The organism is Bradyrhizobium sp. CIAT3101 (genome assembly GCF_029714945.1).
Classification (GTDB): domain Bacteria; phylum Pseudomonadota; class Alphaproteobacteria; order Rhizobiales; family Xanthobacteraceae; genus Bradyrhizobium.
Genome location: NZ_CP121634.1, coordinates 1,771,131 through 1,794,235, shown reverse-complemented (window position 1 = coordinate 1,794,235; position 23,105 = coordinate 1,771,131). Strand labels below are relative to the sequence as shown.

21 protein-coding genes are annotated in these 23,105 nt (G+C 64.5%); 8 read left to right on the top strand and 13 right to left on the bottom strand.

Annotated elements, in window-relative coordinates:
* Positions 1-90 precede the first annotated feature (90 nt).
* Together QA645_RS08310 and QA645_RS08305 are read left to right on the top strand one after the other, a co-directional pair.
* Positions 91-870, top strand: coding sequence for an SDR family NAD(P)-dependent oxidoreductase (locus tag QA645_RS08310; protein WP_283049492.1), 780 nt, complete (start codon positions 91-93; stop codon positions 868-870).
* Between the two features lie 97 nt (positions 871-967).
* Positions 968-1,855, top strand: a complete 888-nt coding sequence (locus tag QA645_RS08305; protein ID WP_283049490.1) for a TauD/TfdA family dioxygenase — start codon at positions 968-970, stop codon at positions 1,853-1,855.
* Between the two features lie 178 nt (positions 1,856-2,033).
* Here QA645_RS08305 and QA645_RS08300 read toward each other — a convergent pair whose 3' ends face one another.
* Positions 2,034-2,669: a YqgE/AlgH family protein gene (locus QA645_RS08300; protein ID WP_254134003.1), complete on the bottom strand. Its 636-nt coding sequence runs from the start codon at positions 2,667-2,669 to the stop codon at positions 2,034-2,036.
* A gap of 142 nt (positions 2,670-2,811) precedes the next feature.
* On the opposite strand from QA645_RS08300, the gene QA645_RS08295 reads away from it, so the two are divergent.
* From QA645_RS08295 to QA645_RS08285, 3 genes are all read left to right on the top strand, one after another.
* Positions 2,812-3,651 carry a protein-disulfide reductase DsbD domain-containing protein gene (locus QA645_RS08295; RefSeq protein WP_283049487.1) on the top strand — a complete coding sequence of 280 codons (840 nt, stop codon included), beginning with the start codon at positions 2,812-2,814 and terminating at the stop codon, positions 3,649-3,651.
* Between the two features lie 279 nt (positions 3,652-3,930).
* Positions 3,931-5,289: an oligosaccharide flippase family protein gene (locus QA645_RS08290; RefSeq protein ID WP_254195313.1), complete on the top strand. Its 1,359-nt coding sequence runs from the start codon at positions 3,931-3,933 to the stop codon at positions 5,287-5,289.
* A gap of 196 nt (positions 5,290-5,485) precedes the next feature.
* Positions 5,486-6,310 carry a sulfite exporter TauE/SafE family protein gene (locus tag QA645_RS08285; protein ID WP_283049485.1) on the top strand — a complete coding sequence of 275 codons (825 nt, stop codon included), beginning with the start codon at positions 5,486-5,488 and terminating at the stop codon, positions 6,308-6,310.
* A gap of 148 nt (positions 6,311-6,458) precedes the next feature.
* Here the strand turns inward: QA645_RS08285 and QA645_RS08280 are convergent, their stop codons facing one another.
* The 12 genes from QA645_RS08280 to cysG form a co-directional block, all read right to left on the bottom strand.
* On the bottom strand, positions 6,459-7,247 hold the full coding sequence (locus QA645_RS08280) for a 3-hydroxybutyrate dehydrogenase (RefSeq protein ID WP_200471838.1): 789 nt from the start codon (positions 7,245-7,247) through the stop codon (positions 6,459-6,461).
* 1 nt (position 7,248) lies between these two features.
* Positions 7,249-8,424, bottom strand: coding sequence for a patatin-like phospholipase family protein (locus tag QA645_RS08275; RefSeq protein WP_283049483.1), 1,176 nt, complete (start codon positions 8,422-8,424; stop codon positions 7,249-7,251).
* 78 nt (positions 8,425-8,502) lie between these two features.
* Positions 8,503-9,006 carry a CAP domain-containing protein gene (locus QA645_RS08270; protein ID WP_254134009.1) on the bottom strand — a complete coding sequence of 168 codons (504 nt, stop codon included), beginning with the start codon at positions 9,004-9,006 and terminating at the stop codon, positions 8,503-8,505.
* 90 nt (positions 9,007-9,096) lie between these two features.
* Entirely contained in the window at positions 9,097-10,134 is a 1,038-nt protein-coding gene (locus QA645_RS08265) for a sulfate ABC transporter ATP-binding protein (protein ID WP_283049480.1), read from the bottom strand.
* The gene (cysW, locus tag QA645_RS08260; RefSeq protein WP_283049478.1) at positions 10,124-11,035 is read right to left on the bottom strand and encodes a sulfate ABC transporter permease subunit CysW; all 912 of its coding nucleotides are present in this window, start codon (positions 11,033-11,035) and stop codon (positions 10,124-10,126) included. The genes QA645_RS08265 and cysW overlap by 11 nt, the downstream gene beginning before the upstream one ends.
* An 11-nt stretch (positions 11,036-11,046) precedes the next feature.
* Positions 11,047-11,832 carry a sulfate ABC transporter permease subunit CysT gene (cysT, locus tag QA645_RS08255; RefSeq protein ID WP_254135526.1) on the bottom strand — a complete coding sequence of 262 codons (786 nt, stop codon included), beginning with the start codon at positions 11,830-11,832 and terminating at the stop codon, positions 11,047-11,049.
* Positions 11,833-11,916: 84 nt separating this feature from the next.
* The gene (locus QA645_RS08250) at positions 11,917-12,918 is read right to left on the bottom strand and encodes a sulfate ABC transporter substrate-binding protein (protein ID WP_254134012.1); all 1,002 of its coding nucleotides are present in this window, start codon (positions 12,916-12,918) and stop codon (positions 11,917-11,919) included.
* Positions 12,919-13,042: 124 nt separating this feature from the next.
* The gene (locus tag QA645_RS08245) at positions 13,043-13,768 is read right to left on the bottom strand and encodes a phosphoadenylyl-sulfate reductase (protein WP_283049476.1); all 726 of its coding nucleotides are present in this window, start codon (positions 13,766-13,768) and stop codon (positions 13,043-13,045) included.
* Positions 13,765-14,280, bottom strand: coding sequence for a DUF934 domain-containing protein (locus tag QA645_RS08240; RefSeq protein WP_283049474.1), 516 nt, complete (start codon positions 14,278-14,280; stop codon positions 13,765-13,767). The genes QA645_RS08245 and QA645_RS08240 overlap by 4 nt, the downstream gene beginning before the upstream one ends.
* On the bottom strand, positions 14,267-15,922 hold the full coding sequence (locus QA645_RS08235; protein WP_254134015.1) for a nitrite/sulfite reductase: 1,656 nt from the start codon (positions 15,920-15,922) through the stop codon (positions 14,267-14,269). The genes QA645_RS08240 and QA645_RS08235 overlap by 14 nt, the downstream gene beginning before the upstream one ends.
* A gap of 11 nt (positions 15,923-15,933) precedes the next feature.
* Positions 15,934-16,251 (bottom strand): DUF2849 domain-containing protein, encoded by a 318-nt coding sequence (locus QA645_RS08230; RefSeq protein ID WP_092216576.1) that lies wholly within the window; start codon positions 16,249-16,251, stop codon positions 15,934-15,936.
* On the bottom strand, positions 16,248-17,672 hold the full coding sequence (gene cysG, locus QA645_RS08225; protein ID WP_283049470.1) for a siroheme synthase CysG: 1,425 nt from the start codon (positions 17,670-17,672) through the stop codon (positions 16,248-16,250). Before cysG ends, QA645_RS08230 begins: the two co-directional genes overlap by 4 nt.
* Positions 17,673-17,908: 236 nt before the next feature.
* On the opposite strand from cysG, the gene cysD reads away from it, so the two are divergent.
* The 3 genes from cysD to QA645_RS08210 all read left to right on the top strand — a co-directional run bounded on the left by cysD (position 17,909) and on the right by QA645_RS08210 (position 23,098).
* Positions 17,909-18,703 (top strand): sulfate adenylyltransferase subunit CysD, encoded by a 795-nt coding sequence (cysD, locus tag QA645_RS08220; RefSeq protein ID WP_254135527.1) that lies wholly within the window; start codon positions 17,909-17,911, stop codon positions 18,701-18,703.
* Between the two features lie 19 nt (positions 18,704-18,722).
* On the top strand, positions 18,723-20,639 hold the full coding sequence (gene cysC / locus QA645_RS08215) for an adenylyl-sulfate kinase (protein WP_254134017.1): 1,917 nt from the start codon (positions 18,723-18,725) through the stop codon (positions 20,637-20,639).
* Between the two features lie 293 nt (positions 20,640-20,932).
* Positions 20,933-23,098: a malate synthase G gene (locus QA645_RS08210; RefSeq protein ID WP_283049468.1), complete on the top strand. Its 2,166-nt coding sequence runs from the start codon at positions 20,933-20,935 to the stop codon at positions 23,096-23,098.
* Positions 23,099-23,105: the final 7 nt, after the last annotated feature.

The window sequence follows — 23,105 nt, the reverse complement described above, 5'->3', positions numbered from 1 at the left end:
CCCCTTTTGTTTTGCTTGTTTGACCTGTCTGCGGATCGATGCCAGCCTTGTCAATCTCATAACAAGAAACAAGAGACGCGAGGAAACAGCATGTCCGAATTCAAGCAGCTCAGCCGCTCCGTGAAGGGCCTGACCGTTCTCGTCACCGGCGCAGCCAGCGGCATGGGGCGCGCGACTGCGCGCGTGTTCGCCACTGAGGGCGCGAATGTCGCCGCGACCGACTATGACGAGCAAGGCGCACAGGCGATCGCGAAGGAGATCGCAGCGAGCGGTGGCTCGGCGAAGGCGTGGAAGCTCGATGTCTCCGACGGCGGCGAGATCAGGCGCGTGGTCGACGATGTCGCCGCACATTTCGGCGGGCTCGACGTCGTCGTCAACAATGCCGGCATCTCCGTCCGCGTCGCGATCGACGACGAGGCTTACGAAGACGCCTGGGCCAAGGGCATCGCGGTGATGCTGACGGCGCATCCGCGCATCATCCGCGCCGCATTGCCTCACTTGCGCAAGTCGAACAGCCCGCGCATCGTCAACATCGCGTCGACCGAAGCGCTTGGCGCCACCGCATTGCACAGTCCCTATTCAGCGGCGAAGGGCGGTGTCGCCAGCCTCACCCGCTCGCTCGCGGTCGAGCTCGGCCGCGAAGGCATAACCGTCAACTGCATCTGCCCGGGGCCGATCCGCACCGCCATCACCGACCGGATCTCCGAGGAGCACAAGACAATTTACGCCAAGCGCCGCACCGCACTCGGTCGTTACGGCGATCCCGAGGAGGTCGCACATATGACGCTGAGCCTGTGCCTGCCGGCGGCGTCGTTCCTGACGGGTGCGGTCATTCCCGTCGACGGCGGGTTGATGGCGCGCAACGCGTGAGAGCCATGCGCGGCGAGCGTTGACAACGACGGGTGCGGGAGTAGCTTTTTCATCGACAGAGCGGGACCAACCGCTCGCGGTTTGCGGGAGAGACGCCATGACGATCGCCATCCGGCAGCTTCAGAAGCATTTTGTCGGCGAGGTTTCCGGCCTCGACCTGCGGAAGCCGCTCACACCGGATGAGGCCCGCGAAGTCGAGTCTGCCATGGACACATACGCGGTGCTCGTCTTCCACGACCAGGACATTACCGACGAGCAGCAGATGGCCTTCGCGCTGAATTTCGGTCAGCGCGAGGATGCACGCGGCGGCACGGTGACGAAGGAAAAGGACTACCGGCTCCAGTCCGGCCTCAACGACGTCTCCAATCTCGGCAAGGACGGCAAGCCGCTCGCCAAGGACAGCCGCACGCATCTGTTCAACCTCGGCAACTGCCTGTGGCATTCCGACAGCTCGTTCCGCCCGATCCCGGCCAAATTCTCGCTGCTGTCGGCGCGCGTGGTGAACCCGAAGGGCGGCAACACCGAATTCGCCGACATGCGCGCGGCCTATGACGCACTCGATGACGAGACCAAGGCCGAGATCGACGATCTCGTCTGCGAGCATTCGCTGATGTATTCGCGCGGCTCGCTCGGCTTCACCGAATATACCGACGACGAGAAGGCCATGTTCAAGCCGGTGCTGCAGCGGCTGGTGCGGACGCATCCGGTGCATCGCCGCAAGTCGCTGTATCTCTCGTCGCATGCCGGCAAGATCGTCAGCATGAGCGTGCCGGAGGGGCGGCTGTTGCTGCGCGATCTCAACGAGCACGCGACGAACGCGGAATTCGTCTACGTCCACAAATGGAAGCTGCATGACCTCGTGATGTGGGACAACCGCCAGACCATGCACCGCGTCCGCCGCTACGACCAGTCCCAACCCCGCGACATGCGAAGGGCGACGGTGGCGGGGACCGAGCCGACGGTGCAGCAGCAGGCGGCGGAGTAGGTGCGGCACATTCCGCTGTCGTCCCGGACAAGCGAAGCGCTGCTCAGCAACTGGTGTCATCGCCCGGCTTGACCGGGCGATCCAGTACTCCGAGACGGTTGTGATGGAGGCGATGGGCCGCAGCGTACTGGATGCCCCGGTCAAGCCGGGGCATGACAGGGGAGAGCGCAGCGATCCGCTACGCGTGCCCCGCCTCGTTCGACAGCATGCCGGGATCAATCCCGATCTTGCGCAGCGCGCGGCCGTATTTCTCGTCGACGTCGTCGCCGAAGATCAGATCCGCATCGGCATCGCAATGCAGCCAGCCATTGCTCTGGATCTCGGTCTCGAGCTGGCCTGGCGCCCAGCCGGCATAGCCGAGCGCGAGGATGGCGTGCTTGGGGCCGGAGCCGTTGGCGATCGCGCGCAGGATGTCGACGGTCGCGGTGAGGCAGACGCCGTCGTCGATCCGCAGCGTCGCGTGCTCGATGTAGAAGTCGCTGGAATGCAGCACGAAGCCGCGACCGGTGTCGACCGGGCCGCCGGCCAGCACCTTCATGCTTTCGGCATTCTGGGGCAGCTTGATGTGCTCGCCCTTCTTGACGATGCCAAGCTGCTCGAGCAGTTCCGGGAAATCGATGCTGCCGGCCGGATGATTGACGATGATGCCCATCGCGCCCTCGGCCGAATGCGCGCAAAGATAGATCACCGAGCGCTCGAAGCGGGAGTCGCCCATGACAGGCATCGCGATCAGGAGCCGGCCGTCGAGATAACCGGCCGAACTGGGGAGCCCGCTGCGGGTGCTTTCGCCCGTCCTCTTGCCTGTGGGAGCCATGGATGAAGCACTCCGGTTTCAATTCCTATCCTGATGTCGGGCCGGGCCGCTGTCAAATCAAGGCTTGCAGAGACCTGATTCAATTGCATCCATCACAAGCAATTCAATGGTTTGCCCCGAAACGACCCTGTAAAGACGTGCCATGCTGACAAGAGTTCCCCTGCAAGCGGCGATTGGCGTCGCGACAACCTTGCTTGCGTCGTTAATGGCGATGGGCGCCCACGCCGACGACGCTTCACTGTGGCAGCGCGACGGACATTCCGCGGTGCGATTGCTCGCGGGATCGCGTAGCGGCGCGGTCCTGCTCGGCGGTATCGCGTTCCAGCTGCAACCCGGCTGGAAGACCTATTGGCGCATGCCGGGCGATTCAGGCGTGCCGCCGCGGTTCGACTTCTCCAAATCGGACAATGTCGAAGCGGTGACCGTGATGTGGCCGGCGCCGCTGAAATTCGACGACGGCGCGGGCGGTCATTCGATCGGCTATCACGACCAGATCGTGCTGCCCTTGCGCATCGTGGCCAAGGCTGCCGACAAGCCGGTGACGCTGCGCGCCGAGATCAATTATGCGGTCTGCGAAAAGCTCTGCATTCCTGTCGAGGCCAATGTCGAGCTCGGCTTCAACAACGTCGCCTCGACCGAAGATGCCAATCTGCGTACGGCGCTCGACACCGTGCCGAAGCCCGCCACGATCGGCGATCCCAATCCGCTGACCATCCGCGACGTCAGGCGCGACGGGCCCAAGAACGTGGTGGTCGACGTCGTTGCGCCCGCGGACAGCAAGGTCAATCTGTTCGTGGAAGGGCCGACGCCCGAATGGTCGCTGCCGATTCCAGACCCGGTCGAGCACAGCCCGCCCGGCGTGAAGCGGTTTTCCTTCGAGCTCGACGGATTGCCGCCGGGCGTCAAGCCCGACGGTGCAGCGCTGAAGTTCACGCTGGTCGGGCCGGAGAAATCGTACGAGTTCAATACGAATTTGGAGTAGCCCGGGCTGTCGCGGCACTCTCAGCTGTCGTCCCGGACAAGCGAAGCGCCGATTCGGGACCCATACGCCGCAGCAATAGTTTTGCGAAGGCTCGGAGTTGCCAGCGAGCACCACACTGCTCCCTGTGGTTATAGGTCCCGGCCTTCGCCGGGACGACAGCGGGGGTTGGCGCGACACCAAGGACAGCACGCCCCACCCAACCGAATCTTAACGAATGGTTGCTAATCCCGAGCCTGCCGCAGCATGCGGAACGCCCGGGGATTCCCAGAATTGGCCGTGATGGATGCAGAACCCGTAACGACCGGACCCGCCGGGCTGATCGCGCGGCTGCGCGCCAGGCTGACCGGCGGTTCGAGCGAAGCGTCGCTGACGCGGCGGCTGGCCGGCACCATCTTCATCATTCGCGTGATCAGCGCGGGACTCGCCTATTTCTCGCAGGTCCTGCTCGCGCGCTGGATGGGGACGTCCGACTACGGCATTTATGTCTATGTCTGGACCTGGGTGCTGCTGCTCGGCAGCATGATGGATTTCGGCATCTCGGCCTCCGCGCAAAAAATCATTCCGGAATATCGCGCCAGCGGTGACCATGCCCTGCTGCGCGGCTTTCTCTCCGGCAGCCGTTGGCTGACCTTCGCCTTCTCCACGCTGGTGTCGCTGGGACTGGCCGGCGTCGTCAAGCTGTTGTCGCCCTGGATCAATCCGGCCGAAGAGCTGCCGCTCTATATCGGCTGCATGACGCTGCCCGCCTTCGTCGTCGCCAACACCCAGGACGGCATCGCGCGCTCGCATGACTGGATGCAGCTCGGCCTGATGCCGCAGTTCATCATCCGCCAGGCGCTGATCATCGGCATCACCGCCGGTGCCTTCCTGCTCGGCTATCATCTCGGCGCGATCGCCGCGATGGTGGCGAGCGCCGGCGCGGTCTGGATCGCGATGACCGGGCAGATGGTGGTGCTGAACCGCAAGCTCGCCGAGCACATCGCGCCCGGCCCCAAGGCCTATGACGTCAGTGGCTGGCTCGCGGTGTCGCTGCCGATCCTGCTGGTCGAAAGTTTCTACCTGCTCCTGTCCTACACCGACGTGCTGGTGCTGCAGCAGTTCCGCCCGTCCGACGAGGTCGGCGTCTACTTTGCTGTCGTCAAGACGCTGGCATTGGTCTCGTTCATTCATTACGCGATGTCGGCGACGACCGCGCATCGCTTCGCGGAATACAACGCGCTCGGCGACAAGGCGCGGCTGTCGGCCTATGTCGCGCACGCCATCAACTGGACGTTCTGGCCGTCGCTGGCGGCGACCGCCGTGCTGCTCGCGCTGGGCAAGCCCCTGCTCTGGCTGTTCGGGCCGCAATTCGTCGTCGGCTACGACATCATGTTCGTCGCCGCCATCGGCCTCGTGGTGCGTGCCGCGATCGGCCCGGTGGAGCGCCTGCTCAACATGCTGGGCCAGCAGAAGATCTGCGCGCTGGCCTACGCCCTGGCGTTCGTGATGAACGTCGTGCTCTGCATCGCGCTGGTGCCACGCTTCGGCGGCCACGGCGCCGCGGCCGCGACCTCGATCTCGCTCACCTTCGAGACGGTACTGCTGTTCTGGATCGTGCGGCAGCGCCTGGGGCTGCACGTCCTGGCGTTTGGTAAATAGGTACGACGCGCCCGTCCCTGCCCGCGCCCCCGGGGAACGGCTGTCTCGCAACGCACCCAAGGACAGCGCGAATTGCCTGCCCTTTTCCATCTCAGAGCACAATTTTTCTTATTCCACCCAAGAGGTTGCGCCTCAGGGGAAATTTATTCTACGTCTTATTGCCCAACTGACGAGATAAATCTAGATTTCCCCAACCATGATTGATCCGCTTTACGTCGCCTCGGGATTCGGCGTCGGCCTGCTTGTCGGGCTGACCGGCGTAGGAGGCGGCTCGTTGATGACGCCGCTGCTGATCCTGTTGTTCGGCATCCACCCGACCACCGCCGTCGGCACCGACCTGCTCTATGCCGCTGCCACCAAGACCGGCGGTAGCGTGGTCCATGGCTGGTCGCGCAGCGTGCACTGGCCGGCCGTGGTGCGGCTCGCCTGCGGCAGCATCCCGGCAAGTGCGCTGACGCTGCTGGTGCTGTGGAAGCTCGATCTCAGAAGCGATGCCGAGCGCAACCTCGTCAACCTGGTGCTGTGCTTCGCGCTGATCCTGACCGCGACATCGTTGATCTTCCGCAGGTCGATCATGGAGCGCTATCGCCGGCGCATGGAGCAGGTCAGCGAGCGCACCACGATGATTGCGACCGTCGTCACCGGAATCGTGCTCGGCGTGCTGGTCTCGATTTCATCGGTCGGTGCCGGTGCGGTCGGCGTGACCGTGCTGCTGCTGCTCTACCCGCGCCTGCCGATGGCAACCATCGTCGGCTCCGACATCGCCCACGCCGTGCCGCTGACGCTGGTGGCCGGCATCGGACACTGGATGCTCGGCTCGGTCGACTGGGGTTTGATGGGCGTGCTGCTGCTGGGCTCGCTGCCCGGCATCATCATCGGCAGCTACAGCGCGACGCGCGTGCCGGAGACGGTGCTGCGCCTGACGCTCGCCAGCGTCCTTGTCGTCGTCGCAGGCAAGATCATGTTCGCGGAGTTGAACCTGCAATCCGCGATCGTGACGGCTCTGGCCTGGAGCCATTGAGACTCGACCGAGGGACGGAATCGTAGGTCTCGTAGGGTGGGCAAAGCGAACGCGTGCCCACCACCTTTTTCGATTGGAGAGAGATCGTGGGCACGGCGCTTGCGCGCCTTTGCCCACCTACGGCAGCGAGCCCTCCGGCAACGCCCCCTTACTCCGCGGTCCAGCCGCCGTCGATCGACAGGTTGGTACCCGTGATCTGCGCGGCATCGTCGCTGCACAGGAACAGCGCCAGCGCTGCGACCTGCTCGGACGTGACGAACTCCTTGGTCGGCTGGGCGTCGAGCAGCACGTCGTTGATGACCTGCTCGCGGGTGAGGTTGCGGGCCTTCATCGTATCCGGGATCTGCTTCTCCACCAGCGGCGTCCAGACATAGCCGGGGCTGATGCAGTTGCAGGTGATCTTGTTGGTCGCGACTTCCAGCGCCACGGTCTTGGTCAGGCCGGCGATGCCGTGCTTGGCCGACACATAGGCCGACTTGAAGGGCGAGGCGACCAGCGAGTGTGCCGACGCGGTGTTGATGATGCGGCCCCAGCCCTTCTTCTTCATGCCGGGGACGGCGGCGCGGATGGCGTGGAAGGCCGAGGACAGGTTGATCGCGATGATCTGGTCCCACTTCTCCGGCGGGAACTCCTCGATCGGCGAAACGAACTGGATGCCGGCATTGTTGACGAGGATATCGACCGAGCCGAACGACTTCTCGCCGAGCGCGATCATCCCGGCGATCTCGGCCGGCTTGGTCATGTCGGCGGGCGAGTAGACCGCCTTCACGCCGAAATCGGACTCGATCTTGGCGCGTTCCTTCTCGATGTCCTCCGGCGAGCCGAAACCGTTGATGACGACATTGGCGCCGGCAGCCGCAAAGGCACGCGCATAGGCGAGCCCGATGCCGCTGGTCGAACCGGTCACGACGGCGTTCTTGCCTGACAGAGTACCCATATTATTCGCTCCTTTTTGGCGGGGGCGCGGTGACGTCCCCCGTGAGATCGTAGGTCACCATGGTCTCGCCGGACTGCGGCTGCTCGAGCCAGTCCTTGTGACGCATCGACAGATGCACGTCGCGCACGCCGCTTTCCCAATGCTCGACCATCGCGACGTGCGAGAAGTCGTAGTCCTTGGACGAGGATTCGTAGTTCTTGCTGCGATAGATCAGGTGCACCACGGTGACCGTACTCTCACGTGCAACCTTCGCAAGGAACTCGACCGAAGGGTCGTTCTTGAGATAATCGGGCAATTTCGAAATCAGGTCGCGCACGGCGCGGCGGGCATTGTGCAGCTGCTTGTTCTTGTCGGTGTTCATCCGGGTGCGGCTGGAGAAACGGATGTCCTTCTCGCGCTCGGTGGCCTCGAGCAGCGAGTTCGGCAGGTCGCCACGCGCACTGAACAGATCGACCTGGAAGATCAGCATGTCGCGATCGACCTCGGCGTCGAGCACGAAGTCGAGCGGCGTGTTGGAGGCGATGCCGCCGTCCCAATAATGCTCGCCCTCGATCACGACCGACGGAAACCCCGGAGGCAGCGCGCCCGAGGCCATGATGTGCTCGGGGCCGATTTTCTTGCCGAGCTTCTTGAACTCGTAATTGTCGAAATATTTGAAGTTGCCGGAGGTGACGCCGACCGCGCCGACCGACAAGCGCGTCTTCAAATCGTTGATGCGATCGAAATCGACCAGCCGTTCCAGCGTCTTCTTCAACGGCGCCGTGTCGTAATAGCTCTCGGCCTGCGGGCTGCCCGGCGGCCACAGCGGCGCCGGCGGCAGGCGCGGCGTGAAAAAGCCGGGCACGCCGAAGGTCGCAATCAGCGCGGCGCTGGTGGAATTGAACAGCTCGCGGCTGTGATCGCTCTTGCCGAGAGGCTTCCACGGCACTGGCGCGGACACCATCTCCCAGAATTCCTTGAGCCGCTTGACGCGGATGTGGCCCTCATTGCCGGCGATGATGGCGGCATTGACCCCACCGATCGAGATGCCGGCAACCCATTCCGGTTCGAAATCGAAATGGCACAGCGCCTGATAGGCGCCGGCCTGATAGGAGCCGAGCGCGCCGCCGCCCTGGAGAACCAGGACGCGCTGCGCCTTCGCGGGGACTGTTGCGACTTCCGGGCTATGATCTGTCATTCGGGAACAATAGCAAAAGGCGAGCCACCGTGGCGACAGTCTGCCGCGGCGTCAATGCATCCCGGGATCAAGTCTGGCTTATCGGGGGTCGGTCGACGCCAGGATCATGGTCCAGAACACCTTGTATTTGGTGCCTGGAGCATAGCCCGCCGCAATGCCCAATTTTGTGACACCGCCCTTGAGCATGTTGGCGCGGTGCGGGGGCGAGTCGCGCCAGCCGGAAAACGCTTCCGCCAGCGTATGATAGCCGGCCGAGATGTTCTCGACCGCCACGGTCGCGGGGTAGCCACCGGCGGCAAGGCGCTTGGCGAGCGGCGCGCGGACGTCATGGTCCATCTTGTTGGCGGCAGCCATGGCGTTGGACTGGGATTCGGCGAGCCGCATCAGATCGGGGTCGACGATGACGGTACCGAGGCCGTTGTTCTGACGGTATTGCGAGATCATGATCGCGGCCGCCGGCGCATCGAGCTTGGCGCCCGGGACCGACATGTCGGCATACATCGACGGCTGCTGGACCGGCGCTTCGTTGCCGGCGCAGCCGGCGAGAAGCAAAGTGATGAGTATTGCGGCCGCAGCGCGCATGAATCGAGGCCCCCAAAGGAAGGGCCGTTGTTGCATACCAACCGTGGCTGAAAGGTGAATTTTGAGGAAAATTCACCCCGTTAAGGCACCTCAGGCGCCCGCAAATATGCGGTAGCGGCGGGGCTCGAGGCCGATCGTGTCGCCGGCGCGCAGTTCCCGGTCACGAGGGGCGTCGATCTCGATGGTCTCGCCGCCTGACAATGCGACCTCGGCTCGCTGCACGGGACCGAAATTGCGGACATGCTGGACCGCGCCCTCGAAGGCACCCGAGCCTGGCGGGCCGACCAGCATGTCGTGTCGCCGCACGAACAGCTTTGACGCGCCAGGCGCAAGCCCGTCCGCCCCAAGATTGAGCGGACGATCGCCGAGCCTGACGACGCCGCCCTCGACCTGGACCGGCAGCTCGATGGATTCGCCGATGAAGCCGTGCACGAAGGCGGTCGCCGGCGTCTCGTAGACGTCGTCGGGCGAGCCGACCTGCTCGATCCTGCCCTTGTCCATGACGACGACACGGTTGGCGACTTCGAGCGCCTCCTCCTGGTCGTGGGTGACGAAGATCGAGGTGACGTTGATCTCATGATGCAGCGAGCGCAGCCATTTGCGCAGCTCCTTCCGCACCTTCGCATCGAGCGCGCCGAAGGGCTCGTCGAGCAGCAGGATGCGCGGCTCGATCGCGAGCGCGCGGGCGAGCGCGATGCGCTGGCGTTGGCCGCCGGAGAGCTGGCTCGGATAGCGGTCGGCGAGCCAGTCGAGCTGCACGAGGTCGAGCAGTTCCTTCACGCGCCTGCGGATCGTCGCTTCGTCCTTGCGGATCGCGCGCGGTTGCACGCGCAGGCCAAAGGCGACGTTCTCGAACACGCTCATGTGGCGGAACAGCGCGTAGTGCTGGAACACGAAGCCGACATTGCGTTCGCGCGCGCCTTGCGCCAGCGCATCCTCGCCGTTGAAGGCGACTTCGCCCGAGTCGGGCCAGTCGAGGCCGGCGATGATCCGCAGCAGCGTGGTCTTGCCGGAGCCGGAGGGGCCGAGCAGCGCGAGCAGCTCGCCGTCATTGACCTTGAGGTCGACGCCGTCGAGCGCAGCAAAGCTGCCGAACCTCTTGACGAGATTTTTGACTTCAATGGTCATTGACGTCGTGTCCTTCGTCGAGATGACGTTCGAGAATGGTCTTGGCGATCAGCGTGATCAGCGCCAGCATCGCGAGCAGCGAGGCGATGGCGAATGCGGCGACGAACTGGTACTCGTTGTAGAGAATCTCGACCAGCAGCGGCATGGTGTTGGTCTCGCCGCGGATATGGCCGGAGACGACGGAGACCGCACCGAACTCGCCCATCGCGCGCGCATTGCAGAGCAGGACGCCGTAGAGCACGCCCCATTTGATGTTGGGCAGCGTGACGCGGAAGAAGGTCTGCAGGCCGGAGGCGCCGAGCGAGATCGCGGCCTCTTCTTCTTGCGTGCCCTGCTCCTGCATCAAGGGGATCAGCGCGCGCGCCACGAAGGGGAAGGTCACGAAGGTGGTGGCGAGCGCGATGCCGGGCACCGCGAACAGGATCTGGATGTCGTGATCCCTGAGCCAGCCGCCGAAATAGCCCTGCGCGCCGAACAGCAACACGAAGACCAGACCCGAGATGACCGGGCTTACCGAGAACGGCAGGTCGATCAGCGTGATCAGGAAGGTTTTCCCCCTGAACTCGAACTTGGCGATCGCCCAGGCGGCGACGAGGCCGAACACGAGGTTGAGACCGACCGAGATCGCCGCGACCAACAGCGTCAGCTTGATCGCAGCCAGCGCCTCCGGCTCGGCGAGCGCATTGAAATAGGCCAGAACACCCCGCGAGAAAGCCTGCGCGAACACCAGCACCAGCGGCAGCACGACGAAGACTGAGAGGAACGCGATCGCCAGCACGATGATGGCGATGCGGACGGCCTTGGGCTCGGTGCGGAGATTGTTGCGCGCGGCGGCCGCGTGGACGCGCGCCTTCGCCTCGGGCGAGGTGAGCGAAACGGAATCGGCGATCTGCATCGTCATCGCATACCGCCCTAGTGCACCGGGACCCGGTTCTGCGCCCAGCGCTGCAACCGGTTGACCGCGAAGATGATGACGAAGGAGACGACCAGCATGACCACGGCAATGGCCGTGGCATCGGCGTAACGGAATTCGGAGAGCCGGATCACGATCAGCAGCGGCGCGATCTCGGAGACATTAGGCAGATTGCCGGCGATAAAGATCACCGAGCCGTATTCGCCGACCGCGCGCGCAAAGGCGAGCGCGAGGCCGGTGAGCAGCGCCGGCGCAAGCGAGGGCAGTATCACGCGGATGATGGTCTGCCAGCGGCTGGCCCCCAGGCTGCCCGCGGCCTCCTCGATCTCCGGATCGAGATCCTGCAGCACCGGCTGCACGGTCCGCACCACGAAGGGAATGCCGATGAAGATCATGGCAACGAAGATGCCGAGCGGCGTGAACGCGACCTTGATACCGAGCGCGGCAAGCGGCGCACCAAGCCAGCCCTTCTCGGCGAACAGCGACGTCAGCGCGACGCCGGCCACCGCCGTCGGCAGCGCAAAGGGCACGTCGACGATGGCGTCGAAGATTCGCCGGCCGGGAAAACGGTAGCGCACCAGCGCCCAGACGATGATGCTGCCCATCACGAGGTTGACGCAGGCCGCCGCAAAGGCGAGGCCGAATGAGACCCGCAAAGCATTCAGTGTGCGGCGGCTGGAGAGGATGGCCCAGAACTGATCGAAGCTGAGCTCGGTGGATCGCAGGAACAGCCCGGCGAGCGGAATCAGGATGATGACGGACAGCCAGGTCAGCGTCAGTCCCATCGTGAGACCGAAACCCGGAAGAGTCCGTCGTCGTGCTGCGATTACGCTCACCAGGCCCCCTACTGCCGTTCCGACAGCGCCCGATCAGTTCTTGTAGATCTGATCGAAGACGCCGCCGTCGGCAAAATGTTCCTTCTGCGCCTTGGTCCAGCCGCCGAACACGTCGTCGATCGTGAACAGCTCGACCTTTGCGAAGGAGTTTTCATACTTTTTAGCGATCTCGGCATCGCGCGGACGGTAGAAGTTGCGCGCGGCAATTTCCTGTCCTTCCTTGGTGTACCAGTACTGGAGATAGGCATCAGCGACGTTGCGGGTGCCCTTCTTGTCGGCAACCTTGTCGACGATCGCGACCGGCGGCTCGGCCAGGATCGACAGCGGCGGCGCCACGATCTCGAATTTCTCCGGACCGAATTCCTTCAGCGCGAGATAGGCCTCGTTCTCCCAGGCCAGCAGCACGTCGCCAACGCCGCGCTCGACGAAGGTCACGGTGGCGCCGCGCGCGCCGGTGTCGAGCACCGGCACCTGTTGATAGAGCTTGCCGACGAAGTCCTTGGCCTTGTCGGCCGAGCCGAACTTCTTCTGCGCAAAGCCCCAGGCTGCCAGGTAATTCCAGCGCGCACCGCCCGAGGTCTTCGGGTTCGGCGTGATCACGGCGACGCCCGGCTTGAGCAGATCGTCCCAGTCCTTGATGCCCTTGGGATTGCCCTTGCGCACCAGGAACACGATCGTCGACGTGTAGGGTGATGAATTCTGCGGCAACCGCTTCTGCCAATCGGCTGCAATGAGGCCCTTACCGGCGATGGCATCGATGTCATAGGCGAGCGCGAGCGTCACCACATCGGCCTGCAATCCGTCGATCACGGCGCGCGCCTGCGAGCCGCTGCCGCCATGCGACTGCTTGATCTCGACGCTCTTGCCGGTCTCCTTCTGATAGGCGTTCGCGAACGCCTTGTTGAACTCGACATAGAGTTCGCGCGTCGGATCATACGACACGTTCAAGAGGTTGATATCAGCAGCGAGAGCCGCGCTAGCCAAGAATCCCGTCGTGAGAAGTCCTGCAGCGAGCGGAACGATACGGCGCATCATGTCCATCTCCATTCACTTCGACGACGCCAATGTCGGCAAAGGCATGCAGGCGAAACTCATGGCGAAACGCACTCAAGTCAACGGAACCGGATTTTCTTGTTCGAAGCGGGGCAGCTTGCCTGTGCTACGAAGCCTTCATCGTGTGGATGCCGCATTCTGTCTTGGCCCGGCCACGCCAGCGACCTGCGCGCTCATCCTCGCCCTCGGCCGTTCTGCTCGTGCAAGGCATACACCCAACCGAGCGAAAACCAGACGCCGCAAGGGGGTGACGCGGCAATTTGGCGCGGATGAAAATCGCTTCGAGTTCCTCGCGCGAGACGTTGGCGAACGGGTTGAACTTCAACCGAGCACCATCGTCCTCGACGACAGGAATGTCGGCGCGCAAATTGCCCTGAAAGCGCTTGCGGCCGTTAAGCCAGGCCGAAAACGGCTTCAGCGCGCGCGCCAGCGGTTCGACCTTGCGGATACGGCAGCAGGCATCGGGATCGGAGAACCAGAGGTCGCGTTCGGGATCTTCGCGCGTCAGCGTCTCTTCCGCCGGCTTGATGGAGCGGACGTCCTTCAAGCCGAGCGTCGCAATCAGCGTATCGCGATAGGCCAGCGTCTCCTCGAACAGCCAGCCGGTGTCGAGAAAGATCACCGGGATGGCCGGATCGACATCCGCCATGACCTTGAGCAGCGTCGCCGATTCCGTCCCGAAGGACGACACCAGCGCAAGCTTCTCGCGCCCGACGGCTTTGAGCGCCGCCGCGATGACTTCTGCAGGAGAGGCCTCGCGCAACGCGCGATCGAGCTCCGCCGCCGAAGGCAGCGTCGAGACGGATGAGACCTGGGGCGCCATCGCGTTCACGTGCCGACACCCTCGGAGTGACGCAACTGCATGCGCCGGTGCAGCGCCGTGATCCGGCCGTCGCCGGTCGGCTGGTAGAACACCGAGTAGCGCTTCGCGGTCTGCATGAACGCTTCCGCGTCCGCCTGCTTCTTCACCTCGAAGGAATCGAAGCCGGCGCGCAGCATGAACACGAACTGATCGCGCAGGATCTGGCCCGTCGCGCGCAAATCGCCGCGATAGTTGTAGCGCTCGCGCAGCAGCCGCGCCTGGCTGTAGGCGCGCCCGTCGCGGAAGGTCGGGAACACCAGCGCAACCGTCGCCACCTTGCCGAGATACGGCACCAGCTCGTCGATGTCGCGGTTGTTCGGCCAGATCACGCCGACCTTGCCGGCGCGCTTGAGCAACGCGTCGGCCTCGCCGATGAAACGCTCGGCCGGCACCAGGATGTCGCCGCTCTCGGGCAGCGGGATGTCGACGGCCAGCTTGACGAAGCTGTCGTCGATGATTTTTCCGCCGTTAACGAGTGGCATAGACGCGCTCCTTGAAGGGTTCGACGCCGAGGCGTTTTACGGTGTCGATAAACAGCTCCTCCGGCCGCTCGCGCAGCGCCAGATACGCTTCAACGACGTCCTCGATGACATCGGCGACCTCGTCGAACTTGACGCCGGGTCCGATCAGATTGCCCAGCGCAGCACCCTCGTCGGCGCGGCCGCCGATGGTGATCTGGTAGACCTCCTCGCCGTTCTTCTCGACGCCGAGAATGCCGATATGGCCGACATGGTGGTGACCGCAGGCGTTGATGCAGCCGGAGATGTTGATGTGCAGCCGCCCGATCAGATTGGCGAGCTCATGGTTGGCGAAGCGCCGCGTCAGCTCCTGCGCGATCGGAATCGAGCGCGCGTTGGCCAGCGAGCAATAATCCAGACCCGGGCAGGCGATGATGTCGGTAATCAGATTGACGTTCGGCGTCGCCAGCCCGAGCTTGTCGAGCGCCTTCCACAGCGCCGGCAGGTCGCGCTTGGCAACATGGGGCAGCGCCAGATTCTGCTCGTGGCCGACGCGGATCTCCCCGAAGGAATATTTGTCGGCGAGATCAGCCAGCGCATCCATCTGTTCGGCCGTGGCATCGCCCGGAGGCGCGCCGATCGGCTTCAGCGAGATCGTGACGATCGAGTAGCCCTGCACCTTGTGCGGCGCCACCGAGTTCTTGCGCCACGCCTCGAAGTCCGCGTCGGCCGCGGCCTGACGCAGCTCGTCCGGCATGTGCGGCAGCTTCTCGTAAGCGGGATAGCTGAAGCGCGAGCGGATGTCCTCGATCACCTCGTCGTCGATCTGGAGCGAGGAATTGCGGATGTGCTGCCACTCCTCCTCGACCTCGCGCGAGAATTTCTCGATGCCGAGCTCGTGCACCAGGATCTTGATGCGCGCCTTGTAGATGTTGTCGCGGCGGCCGTACTGATTGTAGACGCGCAGGATCGCCTCGATATAGCTGAGGATATCGCGCCCGTGCACGAAGTGCTTGATGGTCTTGCCGATGAACGGCGTGCGGCCGAGACCGCCGCCGACGAGCACCTCGAATCCAGTCTCGCCCTTTTCGTTCTTGATCAGCTTGAGCCCGATGTCGTGGATCTTGATCGCGGCGCGGTCATGATCCGACGCCGTGATCGCGATCTTGAACTTGCGCGGCAGGAACGAGAATTCCGGATGCAGCGTGGTGTGCTGGCGGATCAGCTCGGACCAGATGCGCGGATCCTCGATCTCACCGGGCGCGACGCCGGCCCACTGGTCCGAGGTGACGTTGCGCATGTTGTTGCCGGAGGTCTGCATCGCATGGATGCCGACCTTGGCGAGATCTTCCAGCGCGTCCGGCAGCTCGGCGAGCTTGATCCAGTTGAACTGGATGTTCTGCCGCGTGGTGAAGTGGCCATAGCCGCGGTCGTATTTGCGCGCGACATGGGCGAGCGCCCGCAACTGGTTCGTCGCCAGCGTGCCGTACGGAATGGCAACGCGGAACATGTAGGCGTGCAGTTGCAGGTAGACGCCGTTCTGCAGGCGCAGGATCTTGAATTCGTCCTCGGTGAGCTCGCCCGAAAGGCGGCGCTTCACCTGGTCGCGGAATTCCGAGACGCGCTCATTGACGAGCGTGCGGTCGATTTCATCGTAAGCATACATCAGAGAGTGCCTTAAGCCTGGGCCGACGACCCGATGGTCACGCCGGTGCGGCGGATCTGTTCGCGCAGATTGCCGGGTTCGATCTTGCCGTCCGCGCCGACCTGCACCGGTGCGATATAGGGACCAATCGCGCCGACGTCATCGGCGACCGACTCCGCAAGCAACGCCTTCGCTTCGTCCGAGTTGCGCACGATCGCGGCTTCCGACAGGTCCGCAGACCAGCTCTTGGCGGCAGTGCGATACACCACGATGCCGTCCCAGGTGCGGTTGGCAGTCACCACCGAAGGGCCGGCGATTTTGATTTTCTTCTGTTCAAGCGGAGAGGTCATTCGGCTGCATCCAATAGGTCAGAGATGATTTGCTTTGGAGATTGGCGATGAAGCGAGCCGGCATGCCGGACCACGTCACCGATGATGAGGATGGCGGGACCGCCATTGGTCTGCCGCACGAGCTCGGGCAAGTCGCGCAGCGTGCCGATTGCGCCCTGCGCATCCGGCCGCGTGACGCGGGCGAACACGCCGACCGGCGTCTCCGGCGAACGGCCAGCGGCGAACAGGCCGGCGCGTATCGCAGGCGCAGCGGTCATGCCCATGTAGACGACGACGGTCATCCTGGTGTCGGTCAGCGTCGACCAATCCACCGTCTCCGCGTCGCGCGCCTTGTGCGCTGTGAGGAAGGTGATGCGGGTCGCTTCGTGACGGAAAGTGAGCGGCACCTCGAAATCAGCGGCGCCGCCGAGGCCAGCGGTGATACCCGGGATGATCGAATAGGCAACACCGGCCGCGCGCAGCGCTTCCACCTCTTCGCCGCCGCGGCCGAACACGAAGGGATCGCCGCCCTTCAACCGCACGACGCGCTGGCCGGCTTGCGCGGCCTCGATCATGCGCCTGTTGATGGCGTCCTGGCCGATGCCGGGTTTGCCGACACGGCGGCCGACCGCAACGCGCGTGGTGTCGCGGCGGATGCGGTCGAGAATGTCGGGCGAGACCAGCTCGTCGTGGAAGACGATATCGGCATCCTGCAGCGCGCGCAGCGCCTTGATCGTGAGGAGATCGGGATCGCCGGGGCCGGCACCGACCAACGCGACCGAGCCTTCCGGCTTGTCGGCGCGCGCGAATGCGGTCGGATCGGAAATCTGCTTGAGCGCGGCATCAGCCTCGCCCTTGCGGCCGGCCAACACAGCGGCGCCGATCGGGCCGTCGATGACGCGCTCCCAGAAGCGGCGGCGCAGCGGAAACTCGGCAATGCGCTCGTTGATCGATTTGCGAAAGCCGCCGATGAACTCGGCGAGCTCGCCGATGCGCGCGGGCAGCAGCGCCTCGATCTTCTCGCGCACGCGCCGCGCCACCACCGGTGACGTTCCGCCGGTACCGACTGCGACCACGACATCGCCGCGATCGACGATGGCCGGGAAAATGAAGCTGGAGTGTTCGAGATCATCCATGACGTTGACGGGCAGCCCGAGCGACTTCGCCCGCGCCGACATCGCCACACCGACATCGCCAGCGCCCGCACAGACAACGGCGATGACGCCTGCGAGATCGGCCGTGAGCGGATCGACGGTCGCGATCTCGACACGCGCCGCATCGTCAGAACTCAGGCCCAGCTCATGATTGCCGTCGATCGCATGCACGCGGAGGCGCGCACCGGCGGCCGCGAGCACGCGCAGCTTGGCGCGCAAAAGCTCACCCGTGCCGATGACGACCACCGGACCGGCCTTGAGATCGAGGAACACCGGCAAGAACCGCATGCGATACTCGCTTCCCCCACATCCGGGGTTGACTGGAATTATTTTCTATATATGTGTCGTTTCGAGCGCGCAAAGAGAAAATTTTTTCTTCTCTTCTGCACCGCAACTATAGAAAATTCGCCTCCAAACGCAAAGTGGCAGAGATGCATCTTCTCAGGACCGATTCCGGTGCAGATGGACGGGACTCCCAAGCTCCCGTTTCCGAGCAAATTCCCGTCGCGCTGACCGCCCCCAGCATGGACCATCTCGACCAGCTGGAAGCGCAGAGCATCTACATCTTCCGCGAGGCTTTCGCCCGTCTGAAGAAGATCGCCCTGCTGTGGTCGCTCGGCAAGGACTCCAACGTGATGATCTGGCTGGCGCGCAAGGCGTTCTTCGGCCGCCTGCCGTTCCCGGCCCTTCACGTCGACACCGGCAAGAAGTTTCCGGAGATGTATCGGTTCCGCGATCATTACGGCAAAGAGTGGGAGCTCGATCTGCGCGTCGAGCCCTGCCCGCCGATCGATGCCGTCGACCCAACTCTGCCGCCGGCCGCCCGTTCCGCCGCGCGCAAGACCGAAGGCCTCAAGATGGCGCTGGCCAAATACGGCTTCGATGGCCTGATCGCAGGCATTCGCCGCGACGAGGAAGCCACCCGCGCCAAGGAGCGCGTGTTCTCGCCGCGCGGTCTCGAAGGCAATTGGGACGTGCGCGACCAGCCGCCGGAATTCTGGGATCATTTCAACGCATCGCCGCCGCAAGGCGCGCATCTGCGCATCCATCCGATCCTGCATTGGACCGAGGCCGACATCTGGGCCTACACCAAGCGCGAGAACATCCCGATCATCCCGCTCTACCTCGCCAAGGACGGCAAGCGCTATCGCTCGCTGGGCGATCAGGACATCACCAATCCGGTCGCTTCGACGGCAACGAACATCGACGAGATCCTGGCCGAGCTCGAGCAGACCAAGGTGCCGGAGCGCGCCGGCCGCGCGCTCGACCACGAGACCGAGGACGCTTTCGAGCGCCTCCGCGTCGCCGGCTATCTCTGATCAAGGACGCATCGCGGTCATGAACATGCTCGTCACCCCCACGTCGCCCGCCACGCCCAACGGCACCACGCGTCCGCAGGTCCGCATCGTCATCGTCGGCCATGTCGACCACGGCAAGTCGACGCTGGTCGGCCGCCTGCTGCACGAAACCGGCAGCCTGCCCGACGGCAAGCTCGAGATGCTGAAGGCCGTCAGCGCGCGGCGCGGCATGCCGTTCGAATGGTCGTTCCTGCTCGACGCGCTCCAGACCGAGCGTGACCAGGGCATCACCATCGACACCACGCAGATCCGCTTCCGCACCAATTCGCGCGACATCGTGCTGATCGACGCGCCCGGCCATGCCGAATTCCTGCGCAACATGATCACCGGCGCCTCGCAGGCCGATGGCGCGGTGCTGATCATCGACGCGCTCGAAGGCGTGCGCGACCAGACCCGCCGTCACGGCTATCTCCTGCATCTGCTCGGCGTGAAGCAGGTCGCGGTCGTCGTCAACAAGATGGACCGCGTCGATTTCTCGGACCTGCGCTTCAAGGAGATCAGCGACGAGATCTCCGCGCATCTCAACGGCCTCGGCGTGACGCCGACCGCAATCATCCCGATTTCCGCGCGCGACGGCGACGGCGTCGCCGAGCGCACCGATCGCATCGGCTGGTACAAGGGTCCGACGGTGGTCGAGGCGCTGGATCGGCTCGAACCGGCGCGGCCGCTGGAAGCGCTGGCGCTGCGCCTGCCGGTGCAGGCGATCTACAAGTTCGACGATCGCCGCATCGTGGCAGGCCGTATCGAATCCGGCAGCCTGATTGCCGGCGACGAGATCGTGATCATGCCGGCCGGCAAGATCGCAAAGATCAAGACGGTCGAAAGCTGGCCGGTGACGCCGGTCGCAACGCGCCAGGGCGCCGGCCGCTCGGTCGGCATCACGCTCGACCGCGAATTGTTCATCGAGCGCGGTGACATCATTGCGCATGCCAACACCGCCCCGCGCGAGACGCGGCGCTTGCGCGCGCGCATCTTCTGGCTGCACGACAAGCCGCTCGCCAAGGGCGACCAGATCCTGGTCCGCTCGGGGCCGAAGGAAAGCCGCGCCACGGTAGTCGCCATCGAGAAGGCAGTCGATCCCGGCGAGCTCGAGAGCCGCGAGAACAAGGCGATCGGCCGCAACCATGTCGGCGAGATCGACATCTCCCTGTCCAATCCGATTGCCGCCGATCCCTACACCGAGAATCCGCGCACCGGCCGCCTCGTGATCGAGGTGTCCGGGCGCATCGCAGGCGGCGGCCTGGTGCTGTCGGTCGATGCCGGCCAGCGCGCCGTGCCTGTCGATATCGTGCCGGTGGAATCGGCGCTGCGCGCCGACGAGCGCTCCGCGCGCTATCGCCACAACGGCGCGGTGGTCTGGCTCACCGGCCTGCCGGCCTCCGGCAAGTCGACGCTGGCCAAGGCGCTGGAGCGGCGGCTGTTCACCAATGGCGGCTCGCCGATCCTGCTCGACGGCGACACGCTGCGGGCCGGGCTCAACAACGATCTCGGCTTTTCCGCCGCCGATCGCAGCGAGAACATCCGCAGGCTTGCCGAGGTCGCAACGCATCTCGCCCGCAACGGCCACATCGCCATCGTCGCCGCCGTCTCGCCGGCCCGCGAGGACCGCGCCACCGCGCGGCGCATCGCCGACACCGCATTCCGCGAGATCCACGTCGCGACACCGGCCGAAATCTGCGAGGAGCGCGACCCCAAGGGCCATTACAAGAAGGCCCGCGCCGGCGCACTTGCCTCCTTCACAGGCATCGGCAACGACTACGAGCGGCCCGAGGCGGCTGAGCTTGTGATCGACACGTCTGCCCGTACCGTCACGGATGCAGCGGATGAGATCGAACAGATGCTGAAGACGACCGGCGTGCTGTTCGACGAAGTCGTGGACCTCGCCGCGAATATTTGAGGCCTCCTATTCCCCGCTGTCGTCGCCCGGCTTGACCGGGCGACCCAGTATTCCAGAGACAGCGTTGGGATGCGGAGAAAGCCGCAGCGTACTGGATTCCCCGCTTTCGCGGGGAATGACAGCGGAGCGCTGTGCCGCCCCCTCTCCTTGACATTTTGACAGACCTTTAGGGGTCTTCTCACCGCCCCGATTTTGAGGCTAATAGGTCCCGAAAGCCGCCCTGAGCGGGCGCATTTTGCTGCTGTCGGGTCAAAAGCAGCCAAAAACAGCCATTTCGAACAAGAAAGACCATCATGAAACGCGTCGACGCCCACGGATTGAAGATCGCCCCCGTCCTTTTCGATTTCATCGCCAAGGAAGCCGCCCCGAAAACCGGGATCGCGCCGGATGCGTTCTGGGCCGGGGTGGCAGGCATCATCAAGGAGCTGGGGCCGAAGAACCGGTCGCTGCTCGCCTTCCGTGATCAACTGCAGGCCAAGATCGACGACTGGCACCGCGCCAACAAGGGCAAGGCGTTCGACCTCGACGCCTACACCGCCTTCCTGAAAGAGATCGGCTATCTCGTCCCGGAGCCGGCGACGCAGAAGGTCGAGACCGCCAATGTCGACGAGGAGATCGGCAAGATCTGCGGCCCGCAGCTGGTCGTGCCGCTCACCAATGCGCGCTACGCGCTGAACGCCGCGAATGCGCGCTGGGGCTCGCTCTATGACGCCTTCTACGGCACCGACGCGATTCCGCACGATCCGTCCGAGAGCGGCAAGGGCTACAACAAGGCGCGCGGCGACAAGGTGATCGCCAAGGCCAAGGCTTTCCTCGACGCCGCCGCGCCGCTGGCGACCGGCAGCCATACCGACGTCACCGCCTATAGCGTCGTCGCAGGCCAGCTCGCGGTGAAGCTGAAGAGCGGCAACGCCACCGCGCTGAAGAACGCCGCGCAGTTCGCCGGCTTCCAGGGCGATGCGGCCGCGCCGAGCGCTGTGCTGCTCGCCAACAACGGCCTGCATGTCGAGGTCAAGATCGACCGCAGCAGCGTAATCGGCAAGGACGATCCGGCCGGCGTCGCCGACATGATCATGGAATCGGCCGTGTCGACCATTCTCGACATGGAAGACTCCGTCGCCGCCGTCGACGCCGAGGACAAGGTGCTGGTCTATCGCAACACGCTGGGCCTGATGAACGGCACGCTGTCGGCAGACTTCGAGAAGGGCGGCAAGACGCTGACGCGTTCGCTCAACGCCGACCGCAGCTACAAGACGCCGGACGGCAAGGGCGAGGTCAAGCTGCACGGCCGCAGCCTGCTGCTGATGCGCAATTGCGGTCACCACATGTTCACCGACGCGGTGCTGGACGAGAAGGGCGAGGAGGTGCCGGAAGGCCTGCTCGACGCCGCCGTCTCGGGCTTGCTCGCGATCCACGACCTCAAGGGCAACTCCAAGGTCAAGAACAGCCGCACCGGATCGGCTTATATCGTCAAGCCGAAGATGCACGGCCCGGACGAGGTGTCGTTCACCTGCGAGATCTTCGACCGCGTCGAGAAGATGCTCGCGCTGCCTGAGAACACCCTCAAGGTCGGCATCATGGACGAGGAGCGGCGCACCACCGTCAACCTCAAGGCCTGCATCCAGCGTGCCTCCAAGCGCATCATGTTCATCAACACCGGCTTCCTCGACCGTACCGGCGACGAGATCCACACCTCGATGGAAGCGGGTCCGATGATCCGCAAGAACGAGATGAAGGCGCAGGCCTGGATCAAGGCCTATGAGGACTGGAACGTCGACATGGGCTTGATCGACGGCCTGCCCGGCCATGCCCAGATCGGCAAGGGCATGTGGGCTGCGCCGGACAAGATGGCGGACATGCTCCAGCAGAAGCTCGCCCATCCGCAGGCCGGCGCCACCACGGCCTGGGTGCCCTCGCCGACTGCGGCGACCCTGCACGCCCTGCACTATCACCAGGTCAACGTCATCGCGCGGCAGCAAGAACTCACCAAGGGCGGTCCGCGCACAAAGCTCTCGGACATCCTCACCATTCCCGTGTCGAAGTCGAACTGGGCGCCCGACGACGTCAAGCAGGAGATCGACAACAACTGCCAGGGCATCCTGGGCTACGTCGTGCGCTGGATCGACCAGGGCGTCGGCTGCTCCAAGGTGCCTGACATCCATGATGTCGGCCTGATGGAAGACCGCGCCACCTTGCGCATTTCCAGCCAGCATCTCGCCAATTGGCTGCACCAGGGCGTCATCACCGAAGCGCAGGTGATGGAATCGCTCAAGCGCATGGCCGTCGTCGTCGACAAGCAGAACGCCGGCGACGCGATCTACAAGCCGATGGCACCCGCCTTCGACGGTGTCGCCTTCAAGGCGGCTAGCGACCTCATCTTCAAGGGCCGCGAGCAGCCGAACGGCTACACCGAGTACATCCTCACCGCGCGCCGCCGCGAGGCGAAGGCGCTGGGCTAAAGCAGCG